This is a genomic window from Bradyrhizobium sp. Rc2d (assembly GCF_900099855.1).
Taxonomy (GTDB): domain Bacteria; phylum Pseudomonadota; class Alphaproteobacteria; order Rhizobiales; family Xanthobacteraceae; genus Bradyrhizobium.
Window position 1 is genome coordinate 36,192 of sequence record NZ_FNCU01000010.1, and the last position, 16,730, is coordinate 52,921.

Genomic DNA, 16,730 nt, shown 5'->3' on the forward strand with positions numbered 1-16,730 from the left:
CGTGGCGCACGATGGTCTATGCCACAACAGCCGTGGCGGTGCCAGATCGCGCACGGCGATAAGCGTGCAAACAATAAAAAGGCCCGCCGGAGGCGGGCCTTTCGCAGTTCGTTGCGACGCGCTCAGCGCAGATTGCCGCAGAAGCGCTGGATGCGCTTGCAGGCGTCTTCAAGGTCGGAGGTCTTGGTCGCATAGGAGATGCGGAACGCAGGTCCAAGGCCGAAGGCCGAGCCCTGCACCACGGCGACGCCTTCGGTCTCCAGGAGCTCGGTGACGAACGTCTCGTCATTGTCGATCACCTTGCCCGACGGCGCGGTCTTGCCGATCGTGCCGGCGCACGACGGATAGACGTAGAACGCGCCTTCGGGCCGCGGGCACTCGATGCCCTTGGCCTGGTTGAGCATGGAGACGACGAGGTCGCGGCGCTCCTTGAACACCTTGTTGTTGGCGGGGATGAAGTCCTGCGGACCGTTCAGCGCTTCGACCGCCGCCCATTGTGCAATCGACGACGGGTTCGAAGTCGATTGCGACTGGATGGTCGACATCGCCTTGATCAGCTGCGCCGGGCCGCCGGCATAGCCGATGCGCCAGCCGGTCATGCAATAGGCCTTCGACACGCCGTTCACGGTGAGCGTGCGGTCGTAGAGTTTCGGCTCGACCTGCGCGACCGTGGTGAACTGGAAGTCGTCATAGACGAGATGCTCATACATGTCGTCGGTCATCACCCAGACATGGGGATGCCTGAGCAGCACGTCGGTGAGCGCCTTCAGTTCGGACTTGGTGTAGGCAGCTCCCGTCGGATTCGACGGCGAGCACAGGATCACCCATTTGGTCTTCGGCGTGATCGCGCGCTCCAGCGCCTCGGCCTGGAGCTTGAAGCCGGTCGCGGCGGTGCAGACCACCGGCACCGGCTCGCCGCCGGCAAGCGCCACCATTTCAGGGTAGCTGACCCAATAGGGCGCGGGAATGATCACCTCGTCGCCCGGATTGATGGTCGCCATCAGCGCGTTGTAGAGCACCTGCTTGCCGCCGGTGCCGACGATGATCTGGTTCGGCTTGTAGGCGACGCCGTTCTCGCGCTGAAACTTGCCGATGATGGCTTCCTTCAGCTCGGGGATGCCGTCGACCGCGGTGTACTTGGTCTTGCCGGCCTCGATGGCGCGGATCGCCGCCAGCTTGATGTTGGCAGGCGTGTCGAAGTCGGGCTCGCCGGCACCTAGGCCGATGACGTTGCGGCCCGCCGCTTTCAGCGCGCGTGCTTTATCCGTGACCGCGATGGTCGCGGACGGCTTCACACGGTCGAGCGCAGCGGCAAGGAAGGACATCGTCATCTCCTGACAAGCGTCGTGAAGCCCTCGGCCTCACGACTCTGATTGTGGGAATGAGCCACCCTAAAACGTGAGCCGCTGCACCGCAAGAAACTTCGGTCCGATCCGGCAAAAGTTTGCGGATTTCCCGCGTTTCGAGGCGCGATTGACCGCAATGTTCCGCAACTTTGCCGGCCAAATTCCTCATATCCGGCAAGGCTTGTCCTCGGAGCAATTGATAGTCGGGTCCCGGGCATCCACGTTCCTCGAACCGCTTGACGCGGCGTGGATGGCCGGGACCTGGCCGAGCGGAAGCGATGGCGTCCTTCGGTCGGCTATGCCCGGCCATGACAACGCGGAAGCACTGGCGCCCTAAACCCGATCCATACGGTCGTCCGCGGACTTCACGATTGCGCGGAGCAACGCATTGGTGTGCTGACGCAAGCGTGATCTCGGTTGCATGGTCGCGCGGAAATGATCTTCCGTGGCGTTGCAGTGCGGTAGGGTTTTCGAGTTTTTCTATGGGCCGGCTCTTGCGGCGGATTCGCATCGGCATCATTGTTTAGCCGCGCTGCAGGGCAGCCAGCGCCGCGCCTTCCCATCCTCGGAAACGAACTCCCAGAATGTACAAGCTCTATTCGATGCAGCGCTCCGGCAACAGCTACAAGGTCCGCCTTGCGCTGGCGCTGCTCAACGTGCCCTATGAGGCCATCGAGATCGACATTCTGCGCGGCGAGAGCCGCACGCCGGACTTTCTGTCGAAGAACCCGTCCGGCCAGGTGCCGCTGCTCGAGGTCGGGAACGACCGCTATCTCGCCGAGTCCAACGCCATCCTCTGGTACGTTGCCGTCGGCACGCCGCTCGCGCCGGAGAACCGCATCGACCGCGCCGAGGCGCTGCAATGGATGTTCTTCGAGCAGCATGCGCTCGAACCCAACATCGGCGCGGCCTATTTCTGGCTATCGCTGGTCAAGGGCGGCCGCGATCTGCAGACCCATTCGCTGGAGGATTGGATGGAGCGCGGCTATGGCGCGCTCCAGGTGATGGAGAACCATCTCAAGTGCAACGCCTATTTCGCCGCCCGCCAGCTCACGGTCGCCGACATCGCGCTCTACGGCTACACGCACCTCGCCGACCGCTGCGACTTCGATCTTTCGACCTTCCCGGCGGTCCGAGACTGGCTGAAGCGCGTGGAAGCTGCGCCCGGCTTCGTGACGATGGACTGGCGCCCAGCCGACATCGACGACCCCGCCAGCATTGCCGCGGGCGCCTGACAGGCCTGCCCGCCGCTCCGGCAAATAGCGGGCATAAGGGTCGCCTTTGCCGCAATGTCGCCGCTTTCGGCGCGACAGCCGCCGCAATATTGCCGGTTGAAACTGGGAAATTGTGGAAAGTCGCGGGTGATTCGCTCGCGTATTGAGGGATTTAGACCCATGATTCGGGCGTCCGGCACGGCAGGCTTTCAGGGCCAATCCGCCACCGTCGCGTCTTCCCGGCTGACCAACGCGGTCGCGGCCTCGCTCGCCGTCGCCGCACTCTCGCTGTGCCTGATCGTCACTCTGACGGTGATGTCGACCAAGGCGACCATGGCGATGGGCCTGCCGATCTGATTCCCGTTTCATCCTGGACCAGCCTTCAAGGCGCCGTGCGGCCCGCGCCGACCGGCATTGCGACAGGACGTCGATGAAGTCACCTGTGGTAGTCGTTGCGATCACTCTGACTGCGGCCATCCTGGTCGCGGCATCGCTGTTGATTTTCACCGGCATGCGCAAGAGCTCGGGCAGCTCGACGCTGAATGCGCCTGCGCTGCAACAGCGTCTGAGGCACGCGCATTTGGTCTAAAATCATCCGAAAGATTTGCGCTCCGCCGCAAGCGCCCATTAAGCGCATCGCGCGAAATCGCATCGCATCGGCGCAACGATCCGCCAGTGTTGCGGTCTTACCTCGTGGGGAGGAGCGAGACTGGCCCATGCGGTTCGGATGGCGCACGATCTCCGGTCCGGTGCTGACGGCAGCGACCGTGCTGCTGGCGATGCTCTTCGATCGCGTCGTCCCCACTCCCTCGCCTGCGCCGCTGCTGGTCTGCCTCGTGGCGCTTGCCGGCGCGCTGTCGGGCCTCGCCTCGGCCATGACCAGTGCAGCGGTCGCGGTGATCGGCGCGGCACTGCTCTTCCTCAACCATCACGGCGTCTCCGGCTATGGCAACGCGGATCTGGTCCGGCTCGGCCTCCTGGCAATCACGGTCGCCGGCACCGCTGGCATCACCGGCCTGATGCGCGCGCGGATGCTCGGCACGTTCGCGGCCGAGCGCCAGAGCCACGCCACCGCCGCACGCCTGTCGGCCGCGCTCGACCAGATCGATATCGGCGTCGTGCTGCTCGATGCCGAGACGCGGGCCGAATTCATCAACCGCGCGTTCCGCGAATATTTTGCGGTGCCGGACCAGATCGCCGACGGCAAGCCGCCCTTCATCGCGCTGATGTATCACGGCCGCGACACCGGCGCGTTCGAGCTGCCCGAGGACGAGCTCGGCACCTTCATCGCCCAGCGCATGGAGATGGTGCGGATCGGCGATGCCACGCCGATCAACATCGCCTTGCGCAACGGCGAGGTGCTGCGTTTCGTCTGCACCGCGCTGCCCGACGGCGGCCGCATGCTGAGCTACACGCCGGTGACCGACCTCGTGCGTCACACCGATGCGCCGGCGAGCGCAGATTACTACCGCTCGCTGCGCGATCCCGCGAACCGAAGGCTGATGAGCTATCTGCGCGTTGCGGAGTAGGCGCGGCAACGTGCGCGCATCGTACGCCGGCGCTCGCGGATACAGCCCCTCACCCCGCCCTCTCCCCGTAAGAACGGGGCGAGGGAGCGAGAAGCCGGTGCGCACCTTGCTTTCGACTGTGCCGATATCTCAACCTCTCCCCGCCCTTCTGCGGGGAGAGGTCGGATCGTGCAAGCGATCCGGGTGAGGGGCAAGGCAAGCTGTCGCCACGACTGAATGTCCATCCGACTCGCGAGACAAATTGATCAGCACGCCCGTCATCGCGTATGAAGTATCCTTCATCGATCGCGGAAATTCACATGTCCCTCACCATTCGAGCCGTCACGAAGCAGGACTACGAACAATGGCTGCCGCTGTGGGACGGCTACAATGCCTTCTACGGCCGTTCGGGCCCAACCGCGCTCGCGCCCGAGATCACGCGCATGACGTGGCAGCGCTTCTTCGACGCCTATGAGCCGGTGCATGCGCTGGTCGCCGAGAGCGATGGCCAATTGCTTGGACTGACGCACTATCTTTTCCATCGCAGCACCACCGCAATCGAGCCGTCCTGCTATTTGCAGGATCTGTTCACGCGCGAGGTCGTGCGCGGCAAGGGCGTCGGCTCCGCGCTGATCCATGGTGTGTATGAACGGGCGAAACTGGCGGGATCGCCGCGCGTCTACTGGCAGACGCACGAGACCAACGTCACGGCGCAGCGCCTGTACGACAAGGTCGCCGAGCGGTCCGGCTTCATCGTCTATCGCAAGATCTTCTGATGTTCGCAGGCAGAGCCTGTGGATAACCCTGCCTGTCACCCTCGCGTAACATAGCGGGATTACGCTCACGCCTGCGTCTGATCAGGCCCCCCGTCACCGATCAAGCGCCCCAAGCGGTCCCCGTCAGTCGCCGCGTCTGACAGGGGCCGCATTTTTTTGTCCGCCTCATGGGCATGGCAGCAGCGCGGCGAGCGGCTTGCTGATGGGGGGCGCCGTGATCAGAATGCGCCGCGGCTCATCTGACAGGATCTCCCATGGACATTCGCAATCTCGGCGCCTCCGGCCTGCGCGTCTCTGCGGTCGGGCTCGGCTGCAACAATTTCGGCCAGCGCACAGATCTGGAGACCTCGCGCAAGGTGATCCATCGCGCGCTCGATCTCGGCATCACGCTGTTCGACACTGCCGACATCTATTCGAACATGGGCGGCTCGGAGACGGTGCTCGGCACCGTGCTGGGCGACCGCCGCAAGGATATCGTGCTGGCGACGAAATATTCGAAGCCGATGGCGGAGGACGGAACCAAGCAGGGCGCCTCGCGCCGCTACATCATGAACGCGGTCGAGGCGAGTCTGAAGCGGCTCAAGACCGACTACATCGACCTCTACCAGCAGCACGATTATGATCCGCTGACGCCGATCGAGGAGAGCCTGCGCGCCCTCGACGATCTCGTCCGGCAGGGTAAGGTCCGCTACATCGGCAATTCGAACTTTCCGTCCTGGCGCATCGCAGAGGCGGAGTACGTCGCACGCGCGATGAATCTCAGCCGCTTCGTCTCCTGCCAGGACGAATATTCCCTCCTCGTGCGCGACATCGAGAAAGATCTGTTGCCGGCAGCAACGGAATACAAGCTCGGATTATTGCCGTTCTTCCCGCTCGCAAGCGGACTTCTGACCGGCAAATACCGAAGGGGCGAGGCCGCGCCTGACGATACCCGCTTCGGCAAGGTGCCGCGGCTGCGCGACCGCTACGTCACGCCGCGCAACGAGGACATCGTCGAGAAGCTCGCGGCCTTTGCCAAAGCACGCGGGCACAGCCTGCTCGAGCTCGCCTTCTCCTGGCTCGCCGCGCGCCCGCAAGTGTCGAGCGTGATCGCCGGCGCCACCCGCGTCGAGCAGGTCGAGGAGAACGTCAAGGCGATCGCCTGGCAACTCAGCGCGGAGGAGATGATGGAGATCGACAAGATCACGCAGGGCTGATCTTTGCGGCGCGGCGCTACTTCGCGCCGCGTCCCACAGTCTGCATCACCTCAAAGCCTTCGAACTGGGGATGGCCGAGATAGAGCGGCTTGTTGTCGCCTGCCTTGTGGTGCGCCGCGCGAAACGCCTCTGACTTGGTCCAGGCCTCGAACGCCGCATAATTCGCCCAGACCGTGTGCGAAGCGTACAGCGTGTGGTCCTCGAGCTCGGGGCCCCGCAGCAGATGGAATTCGACGAAGCCCGGCACTTTGTCCAGATGCGTGTCGCGCGTGAGCCAAACCTGCTCGAAAGCGGCCTCGGAGCCCTTGGCGACGCGGAAGCGGTTCATGGCGATGTACATGGGTGATTTCTCCTGAAGACCAGAGTGAGGGACGCACCGCCCTTTCGCTCCCTCGCCCCGCTCTTGTGGGGAGAGGGTGGGGTGAGGGGCGCTTCCGCGAGTTCGGTCTGAATTGTAGTCGAAGCGCATGAGGCACGCACCTTCATCGTACGAGTCGGATGGATTTTTGATGACGGCTACACCGTGCCCTGCCCCTCACCCGGATCGCTTTGGACGATGCTTCGCATCGCCAAGCGCAATCCGACCTCTCCCCGCAAAGAGCGGGGAGAGGTTAAGCCACCAATCCCTTCATCGGCCGTGCTCCCGCGCTATTCGGAAATACCGTTTCCGCGAGCACGCGATCCGAGAGCCCAAATTGCCCCTGCAGCACGCCCTTGATCACGGAGCGCAGATCCGTGGTGGGCTTGAGGTCGCGCCCTTCATGGAGTTTGGCGAGTTTGAGGCCCGGCCAGTCGGAGATTACGCGGCCGCCCTTCACGGCGCCGCCGGCGAGCAGCGCGATCGTTCCCGTGCCGTGATCGGTGCCGTCGGTGCCGTTGATGCGCGCGGTGCGGCCGAACTCGGTGGCGACCACAACCACAGTGTCGCGCCAGCGGGCGCCGAGCCCGCTTTCGAATTCGGCGAGCGCGCCGTCGAGCCCGCCGAGCAGGAAGGCGAGACGCCCGACCGGGCCGCCTTCGTTGGCGTGTGTGTCCCAGCCGTCGAAGGCGAGCGCCGCGATGCGCGGACCGTCGTCGGCCGCCATCAGCTTTGCCGCGCCGCGCGCCACCTGCCGCATCTGCGCGGCTGCGTTGCCGCGTTTCGGCTTCATGTCGTCGCCGCTTGCGGCCTTGTCGAGCTGGAGGCCTTGCGACAAGGCCGCCGCCAGCACCGGATCGCGATGGCGGTAGAGCTCGACGAGGCGCATCGCGGTGTCGTCGTCGGCCTGCGGCAGCGCGACCGGCGCCCAGCCGACGGTCGGTGCATTGCCGCGCAGCACTAGCGGCGTGGTCGGGCCGACGGCAAGCCCGCTCGACACGCGCTCGCCGCGCGGCAGCGCTTCCAGCGCGCGATTGAGCCAGCCGGACTGCACCCGGCCCGGGCCGGCATAGCCGCTTTCGAGCACGTCCTGGCCGTCGAAATGCGAACGATCGCGATACGGTGTTGCGACCGCGTGGATCACCGCGGCATGCATCTCGCGATACATGCGGGAAAATTCCGGCATCGCCGGATGCAGCGCGAAGAACGAGTCAAGCATGATCGCGGGATGCGCGCCATCCGCGGTCAGCGCGATCGAGCCGTGCAGGCCGGCGTAATCGGGGTCGCCGATCGGGGCGACGGTCGAAAGCCCGTCGAGTGCGCCGCGCAGGATCACCACGACCAGGCGCGGATCGCGCCCGTCGGCGGCGCGGGCGAATTTGGGCAGATAAGCCCAGGCGGCGAAGGAGGCGCCGCCGAGCAAGAGTCCGCGGCGCGAGGTGAGGACCCGGTTCTCGACGCAGTCGATCATCATCATCTCCGCTGCATTTCCGGCGACATCAACAGCAGCGCCAGCGCCTGCTGCCGCGACTCCGCGCGCTCGATGGTTCGCCGTGTCTCGATGGAGGCCGCGTCCGCAGCCGCGAATTCCAGCAGGTCCAGCGGATCGATGTTGTTGCCGAGCCGCGCCCCCATCTGCGCCGCGATGTCGAGCCGCAGCTTCATGCCTTCGGGCGCGGCCCAGGCGGCGCTGGTGTCGGGGAAACCATTCGGTCCCGCCGGCGACCACAGAGGTTGGCCGAGCAAGTTCAGATTGTTCAGATAGGTGCCGGGATCCTCCGGCACGCGCGCGAGCAGCCGGCCGCTGGCGACCAGGAAATCGTACGGCGAGCGCATCTTGGTCAGCGGCGCTTTCCACGCTTCATCGGAATCGACCAGCGCCATGGCAAGCGCCTTGAGGTCGCCGTCGGTCTTGACGAAGATGTCGCGCAACCGCGCAACGAGAGCAGGCGGCGGATCATCGGCGACGAAGTGACGGACCAATTTGGTGGCGATGAAATTCGCGGTCGAGGCATGGCGCGCGATGTCGGCGAGCGCGGCCTCCCCCTGCGCGAGGCCCGCCTGAGCGTAGGTCTTGCCAAGCAGGATCTGCGACCCGGGCTGATGCGCATTGACGTTGAACACGAAGGAGCCAGGCACTCCTAATTGCCCCTGCCGTCCGGCAAAGGTCCAGCCGGTGATGATGCGCGCGAGCGAGGTGACGTCGTCCTGCGTGTAGCCGCCGCCGACGCCGAGCGTATGCAGCTCCATGATCTCGCGCGCCAGATTTTCGTTCAGCCCGCGCTTGCGGTTTTGCCCTGCGCGCGAATCCGGTCCGAGCGATTGCTGGTTGTCGAGGAAGAACAGCATCGCCGGATGCTGCTCGGCCGCCCTCAGCATATCGGCGAAGCGCCCGAGCACATGCGGCCTGATCGCCTCGCGCTCGAACGCGCCGGCCCAGATCCGCGCCAGCTCGCCCTTGCCGGCGGAGATGCAGAAATGGTTAGACCAGAACACGACGAGACGCTCGGTGAAGCCGCACTCGGCGAGGGTGGCGCGCTGCAATCGGGCCAGCGCCTCGGCGCGAAACGTCTTCTGGATAACGTTGAGCGGTTGCGGCGCGGGCTTTGCGGCGGGCGGCGCGGCGGCGTTGGGCTGCATGGCCTCCGGCTTCGCCGCATGATCGGCCGGTCTTGCATCCGCCATCTGGCCGGCGACCTCCGCCGCCGCTGCGTTCAGCGAGAGATTGCGGCGCAGGGCGGGCTTCTGATCGGCAGGCGCTTGTGTCGGCGGTGCTTCAGCGGCCGCCTTCGCGGCCTCGCGCGCCTGCTTGACCTGATCCTGATAGGCGAACACCGCCTGCCCAAGCTGCGGCGTCGATTGCAAGCCCGGCGCTTCCAGCAGCACGCCATGGGGGCGCGCGAGCTCTGCCTTCACGAAACTGCGCGGATCGGAGGCGGCGTTGATGAGATCGCCGGACGCGCCGCCGCGGGCGCCGAAGCCGAAGCGGTTGAGCGCAACGAGCGCGGCTTGCGAATCGCGGGCCATCGATCTGTCCTTCGCGCGTTGGGAGCCGCTTTCGGAGTCCGTGCGCAACGCGTAATATACCGCAGCGACAGATGAACCCGACATGAAAATGACGGCGAAGCTTCGACGTAGATCATGACAAATCCGCAAGAATCCTCATCGCAGGAACCGCGCCGCCTCACCTGCTCCCGCTGCGGCACCGAGTTCGGCTGCGACCTCTCAGGCAATTGCTGGTGCGCGGAGGAGACGGCAAAACTGCCGATGCCAATCGAGGGCGAGGATTGCCTGTGCCGGGCGTGTTTGCGGAAGGCGGCGGCAGAGGCGCGTAGCCCGGATGGAGCGCAAGCGTAATCCGGGAATCATTCCGCGAACGCAAATCCCGGATTGCGCTTCGCTCCATCCGGGCTACGGCAGTATCGTAGGGTGGGCAAAGCGACTTGTCCGCCGTAGCTCGAAGAGCGAAGGCGGAAGCGTGCCCACCACCTTTGGAGCGATTGGAAACATGGTGGGCACGGCGCTTTGCGCCTTTGCCCACCCTACGAAGCTTATACCTCATGCCCCGGCGACTTCCGCGCCATGCCGTCGAACGCGTCGAGCAATTTCTCGCGCCAGACGTAGACCGGGTCGTCCGCCTCGAGCAGCTTGAACGGGCTCACCACCCGCGCCCATTGAAAACCGCCGAACACAATGTAGTCGGCATAGTTCGGCGCGGCGCCGCCGATGAAGGGTTGCTTCTTCAACGTCTGCCGCATCACCTCCAGCGACTTGCGGAACGCGACCACGCCGGTGTCGCGGTGGGCCATAACCTCCTCCAGCGACTTGCCGCCGAAGCGCGCCTCGCGCGACTGGCGGAAATAGGCGGCATCGACCTCGGCGAGGTTGTTCGGAATGTCGGCGACGATCAGCGGAAAGATGCCGCCGACGATGGCGATATCGCCGAAGGCATTGATCATGCGCGCCATGGCGCGACCGCCCTCGCCGCCAAACAACGACGGACGATCCGCAAAATTGTCTTCGAGATAGTTCGCGATGATCCAGGAATCGACCACGGGCTTGTCGTGATGCAGCAGTACCGGGACTTTCTCAGAGCCGTGCGGCGCGATCGCGCTCTTCTCGGTGAAGCGCCAGGGCAGCGATTGCGCCGTCAGCCCCTTATGCGCAAGCGCCATCCGCGTACGCCAGCAATACGGGCTGAACGGGCGCGAAGCGTCGGTGCCGACGAGTTCGAAGAGTTTGAGTGACATGAAAGGCAACTCCATCCGCTCCGTCATTGCGAGGAGCTCTTGCGACGAAGCAATCCAGACCGCCGCCGCAGGGACATTCTGGATTGCTTCGCTTACGCTCGCAATGACGATGTGGAGAGCGGGGCGCGCCGACGACGACTGTCATGCCCCGGCTTGACCGGGGCATCCAGTACGCCGCGGCGGTCGTGAGACACACTGCTGCTGGTGTTTACTGGATCATCCGCCTTCGCGGATGATGACAGCGAGGGCGTGGGGAAAGTGAAGGCATCACCGCCCGTTCGCGCGCAACAGCCGCTCGCCACCTTCCGTCACCGCGATGATCAGCCCGATTCCGGGCACCGTCTCGCGCGCGACGTAGCCGCGCTCAGTGGCGTCTTCCCAGATGGTGAGGCGCGGGCACGAGGTCTTCCAGGTCGCGATCACCTCGGCATAGGCGCGCGGTTCGCGTGCGACCCATTCGACGAAATCCAGCACCAGCGGATCGGTGGCCTCGCTCATTGCAAACCTCCCTTGTCGAAGGCCGCCAGCACCGGTGTGCGAACCAGGAGCCAGCCGCCATAGGCCATGTAGTAGCAGGCGATGGTGGTGATCAGCTTGTTCGACCAGGCCACGAATTGCTGGTCGGTCATCGCTTCGAGGATGCGCCGCGCCAGCGTGGTGCCGAGCATGGAGGCCGCAATCGCGACGCCGGCGAGCACGGGATCGAGGCTCGCGGCCTGGTCGATGATGCCGCCGAAATAGACCAGCTTGGTGAAATGGCTGACGAGCTGACACATTGCCTTGGTCGCCACCTTCTCGCGCCGGCCGAAATCGCCGCCGAGGAAGAAGGTATCGAGCAGCGGGCCGGAGACGCCGGTCATCAGCATCAAACCCATGCAGATCGTGCCGTAGACCGTGCCCTGCCAGAGACGGTCGGGGTTGGGCTTGATGTTTGACGGCAGCAGCCGCGCCATGAACGGCGTCACACCGAGCAGCAGCAGCGCCATCGGCTTGTCCGGCACATAGCGGGTGAGCGACCAGACTGTCAGAGCGACGGCAGCGCCGACCATGTAGTTCGCGACCGGCCGCCAGCGGATATGCGCCCGCCACAGCAAGGCGCGCCAGCCGTTCGAGGCCATCTGCGTGATCGCATGCAACACCATCGCGGTCGGCAGCGGCATCAAGGCCAAGAGCACACCGATCAGGATCAGCCCGCCCGCCATGCCGAACAGCCCGGACAGGAACGCGGTGGCGACCATCAGCAATCCGAGGGCAGCGATCATGATGGACGTCACGAAGGGAGTCTCCTGTCGGCTGGTAAGGGACGCAGGCTGCTTGCGCCGCGCTTCGGACGATGCTTCGCATCGCTCGGCGCGCGTCGGCCTCTCCCCGCACGCGGGGAGAGGCTAAGAGAACGTGCCTCGCTTGCCCTTCCTTCGCAAACTGAGTTATCTTGGCCTGGCATCAGCTTTCCTGAGGGTCGGGCATTTGCGGCGGCTGCTGTTTCTCAACGGCATCAAGGCATTCGAGGCGGCGGCGCGGACCGGCAGCTTTGCCGCGGCCGGCGTCGAGCTCAACGTCTCGGCGGCCGCCGTCAGCCGCATGGTGCATCTGCTGGAACAGCGGCTCGGCCTCGCGCTGTTCGAGCGCAAGGCCAACAAGCTCGTGCTGACGCAGGCCGGCCGTGCCTATCAGAGCGGTCTGACGCCGATCTTCGATGCGCTGGCGAGCCTCACCGCGCAGGTGACCGCGCCCTCCAGCATGCGCGTGCTCACCATCGGCGTCGGCCACACCTTTGCGATGCGCTGGCTGATCCCACGCCTGTCGGAATTTCGCAGCGAGGAGCCGGACATCGAGGTGCGCTTCACCACCGGCGGCGCCTCGGTGCCATTTGGCGAGGACTGGAGCTGCGGCATCAAGCTCGGCACCGGCGACTGGCCCGGCCTCGTCGCCGAGCCGCTGTTCGCCGGCGACCTCACGCCGGTCTGCGTGCCGCGCCTTGCGAGCGGCCTGAAGCGGCCGGCCGATCTGAGGGGACCGAGCCTGATTCGCGTCGCACATTCGCCGGAGGACTGGCCGCTCTGGCTCAAGGCCGCGAACCTGGCGCGCATCAGCGCGCGCGGGCCTGAGTTCCAGTTCTACGGCCAGGCGCTCCAGGCCGCCGCCGACGGGCTCGGCATCGCCATGGGCATCCGACCCTACATCGACGACGATCTCGCCGCCGGACGGCTGGTGGCGCCATTCGATCTCTCGGTGCCCAAGGGCATGCGCTGGTACCTGCTCTATCGCAGTTTCCAGACCGAGCAACGCGACTTCGCCGCGTTCCGCCGCTGGATCATGCGGACGGCGTCGGAACCGGCGGCGCGTCCGGTGCGGCGGATCGGCCGTGCTGCAGCGCGGAACTGACGCGCTCGGCAAAAAAGCGCCGCGGCTTGTGAACGGCTTCACATCCTGAAATTCGCAAATGTGGTCCCCTGACCCTCCGAAAAGAAAAGTGGGACCTACAAGAATGACGACCCTTTACGACGGCTTTGACATCGAATCCTTCGAAGCTGGCAAGGGACTGTGGCACGCCCGCATCCGGCGCGCCGATTTCAGCCCGGTTGCCATCGACGGCGTGCTGTTTCCGGCCATGGAAGTCGGCTTCGCCTGGCCTGATCGCGACGCTGCGATTGCCGATGCAAAGCACCACATCGATCGCTTCCGCCGGCGGGCCGATAGCGACGACGAATAGACGAGCGGGTCTGCAACGGATCAGCGACAGGGCGGCGGGGAACCGGTCATGTCAATCATCGAAGCCGACGGACTACGGCCGCGGATCTATGCCCGCGCCGTGCTGTCCAACTGCCCGGAATGCGACGGCGATCTTATGGTGCTCCGTGTGATCGGCGGTCGCGCCGGATGCGAGTACTGGACCATGCGCTGCAGCGATTGCGGCGGCATCCATCTCGACATCCTGAGGCCGCATCAGGCGGGTGAGGACGACGAGGGGCCGCGGCCGGCGGCGTGAGCCTCGAGGCTGCTGCCAACCTGCTGTCAGCAGGCTGCATGACGACGGGCATTCGCCCTTTATCGCGGGGCGGACTCGTCCCATATTCGCCCCATGGCGAAGAAACCTGCATCCTCCGAAAAATCCGGCAAATCCCCGAAGACCAAGGCCCCGAACTCGAAGGCGCATCGCCCCGATGTGCAGCCGATCGGGCCGGCGCTGGCCGAGCTGCTCAATCCCGCGATCAATCGCGGCGATGCGGGCCTGGGATCGGGCACCGGCCTTCAGCCGCCGCCGGACAATTCGCGCGATCGCCGGTCCGGGGGCGAGGCCGCCGCGCATCGCGCGCGCGCATCGACGCCGAAGGAGTTTCCGCAGGATACGGCCAAGAACATTGCAAAGACTATTGCAAAGCCGATGCCGCCGCGGGCCTCGACCGAAGGCTTCGACGAAGCACCGCAGGCCAATTACGGAACCTCGGCCACGATCCCGAAACTCGATCCGGAACTGGCCCGTCAGCTCGGTCTTCCCACTGAAGAGGACGACGCCGAGGCGCTGGCGCGGCCGCCGCGCTCCAAGATGGAGGCGCTGGGCGTCAAGGCCACCGCGGATGCGCTGGAGGCGCTGATCCGCGAGGGCCGCCCGGAATTCCGCAAGGACGATGGCTCGATGCGGGTCTGGACGCCGCACCGGCCGCCGCGCCCGGAAAAATCCGAAGGCGGCGTGCGCTTCGAGATCAAGTCTGAATATGAGCCCAAGGGCGACCAGCCGACCGCGATCGCCGAGCTGGTCGAGGGCGTCGATCGCAACGACCGTTCGCAGGTGCTGCTCGGCGTCACCGGCTCGGGCAAGACCTACACCATGGCCAAGGTGATCGAGGCGACGCAGCGCCCCGCCCTGATCCTCGCGCCGAACAAGACGCTCGCGGCCCAGCTCTATGGCGAGTTCAAGAATTTCTTCCCGGACAACGCGGTCGAGTATTTCGTCTCCTATTACGACTACTACCAGCCGGAAGCCTACGTCCCGCGCACCGACACCTATATCGAGAAGGATTCCTCGATCAACGAGCAGATCGACCGCATGCGCCACTCGGCGACGCGCGCGCTGCTCGAACGCGACGACGTCATCATCGTCGCCTCGGTGTCCTGCATCTACGGTATCGGCTCGGTCGAGACCTACACCGCGATGACGTTCGCGCTGAAGAAGGGCGAGCGCATCGACCAGCGCCAGCTCATCGCCGACCTCGTCGCGCTCCAGTACAAGCGCACTCAGGCGGATTTCACCCGCGGCACGTTCCGCGTCCGCGGCGACGTCATCGACATCTTCCCCGCGCACTATGAGGACCGCGCCTGGCGCGTGAACCTGTTCGGCGACACCATCGAAAACATCGAGGAGTTCGATCCGCTCACCGGCCACAAGCAGGACGAGCTCGAGTTCATCAAGATGTACGCCAACTCGCACTATGTGACGCCGCGCCCGACGCTGGTTCAGGCGATCAAGTCGATCAAGTTCGAATTGAAGCAGCGGCTGGACCAGCTCCACGATCAGGGACGTCTTCTGGAGGCGCAGCGGCTGGAGCAGCGCACCACCTTCGACCTCGAGATGATGGAGGCGACGGGGAGCTGCGCCGGCATCGAGAACTATTCGCGCTATCTCACCGGACGCCGCCCCGGCGAGCCGCCGCCGACGCTGTTCGAATACGTGCCCGACAACGCGCTGATCTTCGCCGACGAGAGCCACGTCACCATCCCGCAGATCGGCGCCATGTTCCGCGGCGACTTCCGCCGCAAGGCGACGCTCGCCGAATACGGTTTCCGCCTGCCCTCCTGCATGGACAACCGCCCCTTGCGCTTCGAGGAGTGGGACATGATGCGGCCGCAGACCATCGCGGTGTCGGCGACGCCGAGCGGCTGGGAGCTGAACGAGAGCGGCGGCGTGTTCGTCGAGCAGGTGATCCGCCCGACGGGGCTGATCGATCCTCCCGTGGATATTCGCCCCGCCCGCACCCAGGTCGACGATCTCGTCGGCGAGGTCCGCGCCACCGCGCAGGCCGGCTATCGCTCGCTGATCACCGTGCTGACCAAGCGCATGGCGGAGGACCTCACCGAATATCTGCACGAGCAGGGCATTCGCGTCCGCTACATGCACTCCGACATCGACACCATCGAGCGCATCGAGATCATCAGGGATCTCCGCCTCGGCGCCTTCGACGCGCTGGTCGGCATCAACCTCTTGCGCGAAGGCCTCGACATTCCCGAATGCGCGCTGGTCGCGATTCTCGACGCCGACAAGGAAGGCTTTCTGCGCAGCGAGACCTCGCTGATCCAGACCATCGGCCGCGCCGCGCGCAATGTCGACGGCAAGGTGATCCTCTATGCCGACCAGATGACCGGCTCGATGGAGCGCGCCATCGCCGAGACCAACCGCCGCCGCGAGAAGCAGGTCGAGTACAACACCGCCAACGGCATCACGCCGGAGAGCGTGAAGAAGCAGATCGGCGACATCCTCAACTCGGTCTACGAGCGCGACCACGTGCTGGTCGAGGTCGGCGGCCACGACATGACCGACGACGTCATCTCGATCGGCCACAATTTCGAAGCCGTGCTCGCCGATCTCGAGACGCGCATGCGCGAGGCCGCCGCCGATCTGAACTTCGAGGAAGCCGCCCGCCTGCGCGACGAAGTCAAGCGCCTGCGCGCCACCGAGCTCGCGGTGGTCGACGACCCCACCGCCAAGCAGCGCACCGTGCAGGGCAAGGCCGGCGCCTATGCCGGCACGAAGAAATACGGCGATGCCGCCAACCTCCCGGTCAGCGCGATGAAGAACGAGAGCGCCGCAACGGCGCTGAAGGCCGGCGGCGGCAAGGGCTCCCGCGTGCACAAGCCGCATCTCGACGAGATGCACGGCCCGGAATCCCTGCCCTACCGCGCGAGCCCGACGCTGCCGTCAAAGCCGTTCGGCAGCACCAGCCGGATCATCCAGCCGACGGACTCGCGGCAGTCGGGCCCGGAGTTCGGGCCCGCGCCGAAGTCGACGGGCGGGGCGCCAGGGCGACGGGGTGGCTGGAAGAAGAGATAGGCGCATCCGCGCGAGTGGTGGCTATGGATTCCGGGC

18 protein-coding genes are annotated in these 16,730 nt (G+C 65.5%); 11 read left to right on the top strand and 7 right to left on the bottom strand.

The window, feature by feature from the left end; genetic code table 11:
• Positions 1 to 122: 122 nt before the first annotated feature.
• Positions 123 to 1,325 carry a pyridoxal phosphate-dependent aminotransferase gene (locus tag BLV07_RS14700; protein ID WP_091887068.1) on the bottom strand — a complete coding sequence of 401 codons (1,203 nt, stop codon included), beginning with the start codon at positions 1,323 to 1,325 and terminating at the stop codon, positions 123 to 125.
• A 605-nt stretch (positions 1,326 to 1,930) separates the two neighbouring features.
• On the opposite strand from BLV07_RS14700, the gene BLV07_RS14710 reads away from it, so the two are divergent.
• From BLV07_RS14710 to BLV07_RS14730, 6 genes are all read left to right on the top strand, one after another.
• Positions 1,931 to 2,581, top strand: a complete 651-nt coding sequence (locus tag BLV07_RS14710) for a glutathione S-transferase family protein (protein WP_091886645.1) — start codon at positions 1,931 to 1,933, stop codon at positions 2,579 to 2,581.
• Between the two features lie 159 nt (positions 2,582 to 2,740).
• Positions 2,741 to 2,917, top strand: coding sequence for a hypothetical protein (locus tag BLV07_RS47535; RefSeq protein ID WP_164934664.1), 177 nt, complete (start codon positions 2,741 to 2,743; stop codon positions 2,915 to 2,917).
• Positions 2,918 to 2,990: 73 nt separating this feature from the next.
• A complete protein-coding gene (locus tag BLV07_RS14715) occupies positions 2,991 to 3,149 on the top strand; it encodes a hypothetical protein (RefSeq protein ID WP_091886648.1) in 159 nt (52 codons plus the stop codon).
• A gap of 127 nt (positions 3,150 to 3,276) precedes the next feature.
• A complete protein-coding gene (locus BLV07_RS14720) occupies positions 3,277 to 4,089 on the top strand; it encodes a PAS-domain containing protein (protein WP_091886651.1) in 813 nt (270 codons plus the stop codon).
• Between the two features lie 299 nt (positions 4,090 to 4,388).
• Complete coding sequence (locus BLV07_RS14725; RefSeq protein WP_091887069.1) at positions 4,389 to 4,844, top strand: GNAT family N-acetyltransferase; 456 nt, start codon at positions 4,389 to 4,391, stop codon at positions 4,842 to 4,844.
• Between the two features lie 254 nt (positions 4,845 to 5,098).
• A complete protein-coding gene (locus BLV07_RS14730) occupies positions 5,099 to 6,040 on the top strand; it encodes an aldo/keto reductase (protein WP_091886654.1) in 942 nt (313 codons plus the stop codon).
• Between the two features lie 16 nt (positions 6,041 to 6,056).
• Here BLV07_RS14730 and hmuQ read toward each other — a convergent pair whose 3' ends face one another.
• The 3 genes from hmuQ to BLV07_RS14745 form a co-directional block, all read right to left on the bottom strand.
• A complete protein-coding gene (hmuQ, locus tag BLV07_RS14735; RefSeq protein ID WP_091886657.1) occupies positions 6,057 to 6,380 on the bottom strand; it encodes a heme-degrading protein HmuQ in 324 nt (107 codons plus the stop codon).
• A 271-nt stretch (positions 6,381 to 6,651) separates the two neighbouring features.
• Positions 6,652 to 7,869, bottom strand: a complete 1,218-nt coding sequence (locus tag BLV07_RS14740) for a DUF1501 domain-containing protein (RefSeq protein ID WP_176945557.1) — start codon at positions 7,867 to 7,869, stop codon at positions 6,652 to 6,654.
• Between the two features lie 2 nt (positions 7,870 to 7,871).
• Positions 7,872 to 9,425, bottom strand: coding sequence for a DUF1800 domain-containing protein (locus BLV07_RS14745; protein ID WP_176945539.1), 1,554 nt, complete (start codon positions 9,423 to 9,425; stop codon positions 7,872 to 7,874).
• A gap of 114 nt (positions 9,426 to 9,539) precedes the next feature.
• On the opposite strand from BLV07_RS14745, the gene BLV07_RS48845 reads away from it, so the two are divergent.
• Complete coding sequence (locus BLV07_RS48845) at positions 9,540 to 9,755, top strand: cysteine-rich CWC family protein (RefSeq protein WP_091886666.1); 216 nt, start codon at positions 9,540 to 9,542, stop codon at positions 9,753 to 9,755.
• A gap of 194 nt (positions 9,756 to 9,949) precedes the next feature.
• Here the strand turns inward: BLV07_RS48845 and BLV07_RS14755 are convergent, their stop codons facing one another.
• From BLV07_RS14755 to BLV07_RS14765, 3 genes are all read right to left on the bottom strand, one after another.
• Positions 9,950 to 10,648, bottom strand: a complete 699-nt coding sequence (locus BLV07_RS14755) for a glutathione S-transferase family protein (protein WP_176945540.1) — start codon at positions 10,646 to 10,648, stop codon at positions 9,950 to 9,952.
• 267 nt (positions 10,649 to 10,915) lie between these two features.
• Positions 10,916 to 11,146 carry a hypothetical protein gene (locus tag BLV07_RS14760; RefSeq protein ID WP_091886673.1) on the bottom strand — a complete coding sequence of 77 codons (231 nt, stop codon included), beginning with the start codon at positions 11,144 to 11,146 and terminating at the stop codon, positions 10,916 to 10,918.
• Positions 11,143 to 11,922, bottom strand: coding sequence for a sulfite exporter TauE/SafE family protein (locus BLV07_RS14765; RefSeq protein ID WP_091886676.1), 780 nt, complete (start codon positions 11,920 to 11,922; stop codon positions 11,143 to 11,145). Before BLV07_RS14765 ends, BLV07_RS14760 begins: the two co-directional genes overlap by 4 nt.
• A gap of 193 nt (positions 11,923 to 12,115) precedes the next feature.
• On the opposite strand from BLV07_RS14765, the gene BLV07_RS14770 reads away from it, so the two are divergent.
• The 4 genes from BLV07_RS14770 (at position 12,116) to uvrB (ending at position 16,694) form a co-directional block, all read left to right on the top strand.
• Complete coding sequence (locus BLV07_RS14770) at positions 12,116 to 13,033, top strand: LysR substrate-binding domain-containing protein (protein WP_091886679.1); 918 nt, start codon at positions 12,116 to 12,118, stop codon at positions 13,031 to 13,033.
• Positions 13,034 to 13,136: 103 nt separating this feature from the next.
• Entirely contained in the window at positions 13,137 to 13,361 is a 225-nt protein-coding gene (locus tag BLV07_RS14775) for a hypothetical protein (protein ID WP_091886682.1), read from the top strand.
• Between the two features lie 48 nt (positions 13,362 to 13,409).
• Positions 13,410 to 13,637 (top strand): hypothetical protein, encoded by a 228-nt coding sequence (locus BLV07_RS14780; RefSeq protein ID WP_091886685.1) that lies wholly within the window; start codon positions 13,410 to 13,412, stop codon positions 13,635 to 13,637.
• Positions 13,638 to 13,730: 93 nt separating this feature from the next.
• A complete protein-coding gene (gene uvrB, locus BLV07_RS14785; protein WP_091886688.1) occupies positions 13,731 to 16,694 on the top strand; it encodes an excinuclease ABC subunit UvrB in 2,964 nt (987 codons plus the stop codon).
• The last annotated feature ends 36 nt before the right edge of the window (positions 16,695 to 16,730 follow it).

Bases quoted from the DNA above. Each gene is read 5' to 3' on its own strand.
- BLV07_RS14700 (WP_091887068.1), bottom strand. From the start codon at position 1,325: ATGTCCTTCCTTGCCGCTGCGCTCGACCGTGTGAAGCCGTCCGCGACC.
- BLV07_RS14710 (WP_091886645.1), top strand. From the start codon at position 1,931: ATGTACAAGCTCTATTCGATGCAGCGCTCCGGCAACAGCTACAAGGTC.
- BLV07_RS47535 (WP_164934664.1), top strand. From the start codon at position 2,741: ATGATTCGGGCGTCCGGCACGGCAGGCTTTCAGGGCCAATCCGCCACC.
- BLV07_RS14715 (WP_091886648.1), top strand. From the start codon at position 2,991: ATGAAGTCACCTGTGGTAGTCGTTGCGATCACTCTGACTGCGGCCATC.
- BLV07_RS14720 (WP_091886651.1), top strand. From the start codon at position 3,277: ATGCGGTTCGGATGGCGCACGATCTCCGGTCCGGTGCTGACGGCAGCG.
- BLV07_RS14725 (WP_091887069.1), top strand. From the start codon at position 4,389: ATGTCCCTCACCATTCGAGCCGTCACGAAGCAGGACTACGAACAATGG.
- BLV07_RS14730 (WP_091886654.1), top strand. From the start codon at position 5,099: ATGGACATTCGCAATCTCGGCGCCTCCGGCCTGCGCGTCTCTGCGGTC.
- hmuQ (WP_091886657.1), bottom strand. From the start codon at position 6,380: ATGTACATCGCCATGAACCGCTTCCGCGTCGCCAAGGGCTCCGAGGCC.
- BLV07_RS14740 (WP_176945557.1), bottom strand. From the start codon at position 7,869: ATGATCGACTGCGTCGAGAACCGGGTCCTCACCTCGCGCCGCGGACTC.
- BLV07_RS14745 (WP_176945539.1), bottom strand. From the start codon at position 9,425: ATGGCCCGCGATTCGCAAGCCGCGCTCGTTGCGCTCAACCGCTTCGGC.
- BLV07_RS48845 (WP_091886666.1), top strand. From the start codon at position 9,540: ATGACAAATCCGCAAGAATCCTCATCGCAGGAACCGCGCCGCCTCACC.
- BLV07_RS14755 (WP_176945540.1), bottom strand. From the start codon at position 10,648: ATGTCACTCAAACTCTTCGAACTCGTCGGCACCGACGCTTCGCGCCCG.
- BLV07_RS14760 (WP_091886673.1), bottom strand. From the start codon at position 11,146: ATGAGCGAGGCCACCGATCCGCTGGTGCTGGATTTCGTCGAATGGGTC.
- BLV07_RS14775 (WP_091886682.1), top strand. From the start codon at position 13,137: ATGACGACCCTTTACGACGGCTTTGACATCGAATCCTTCGAAGCTGGC.
- BLV07_RS14780 (WP_091886685.1), top strand. From the start codon at position 13,410: ATGTCAATCATCGAAGCCGACGGACTACGGCCGCGGATCTATGCCCGC.
- uvrB (WP_091886688.1), top strand. From the start codon at position 13,731: ATGGCGAAGAAACCTGCATCCTCCGAAAAATCCGGCAAATCCCCGAAG.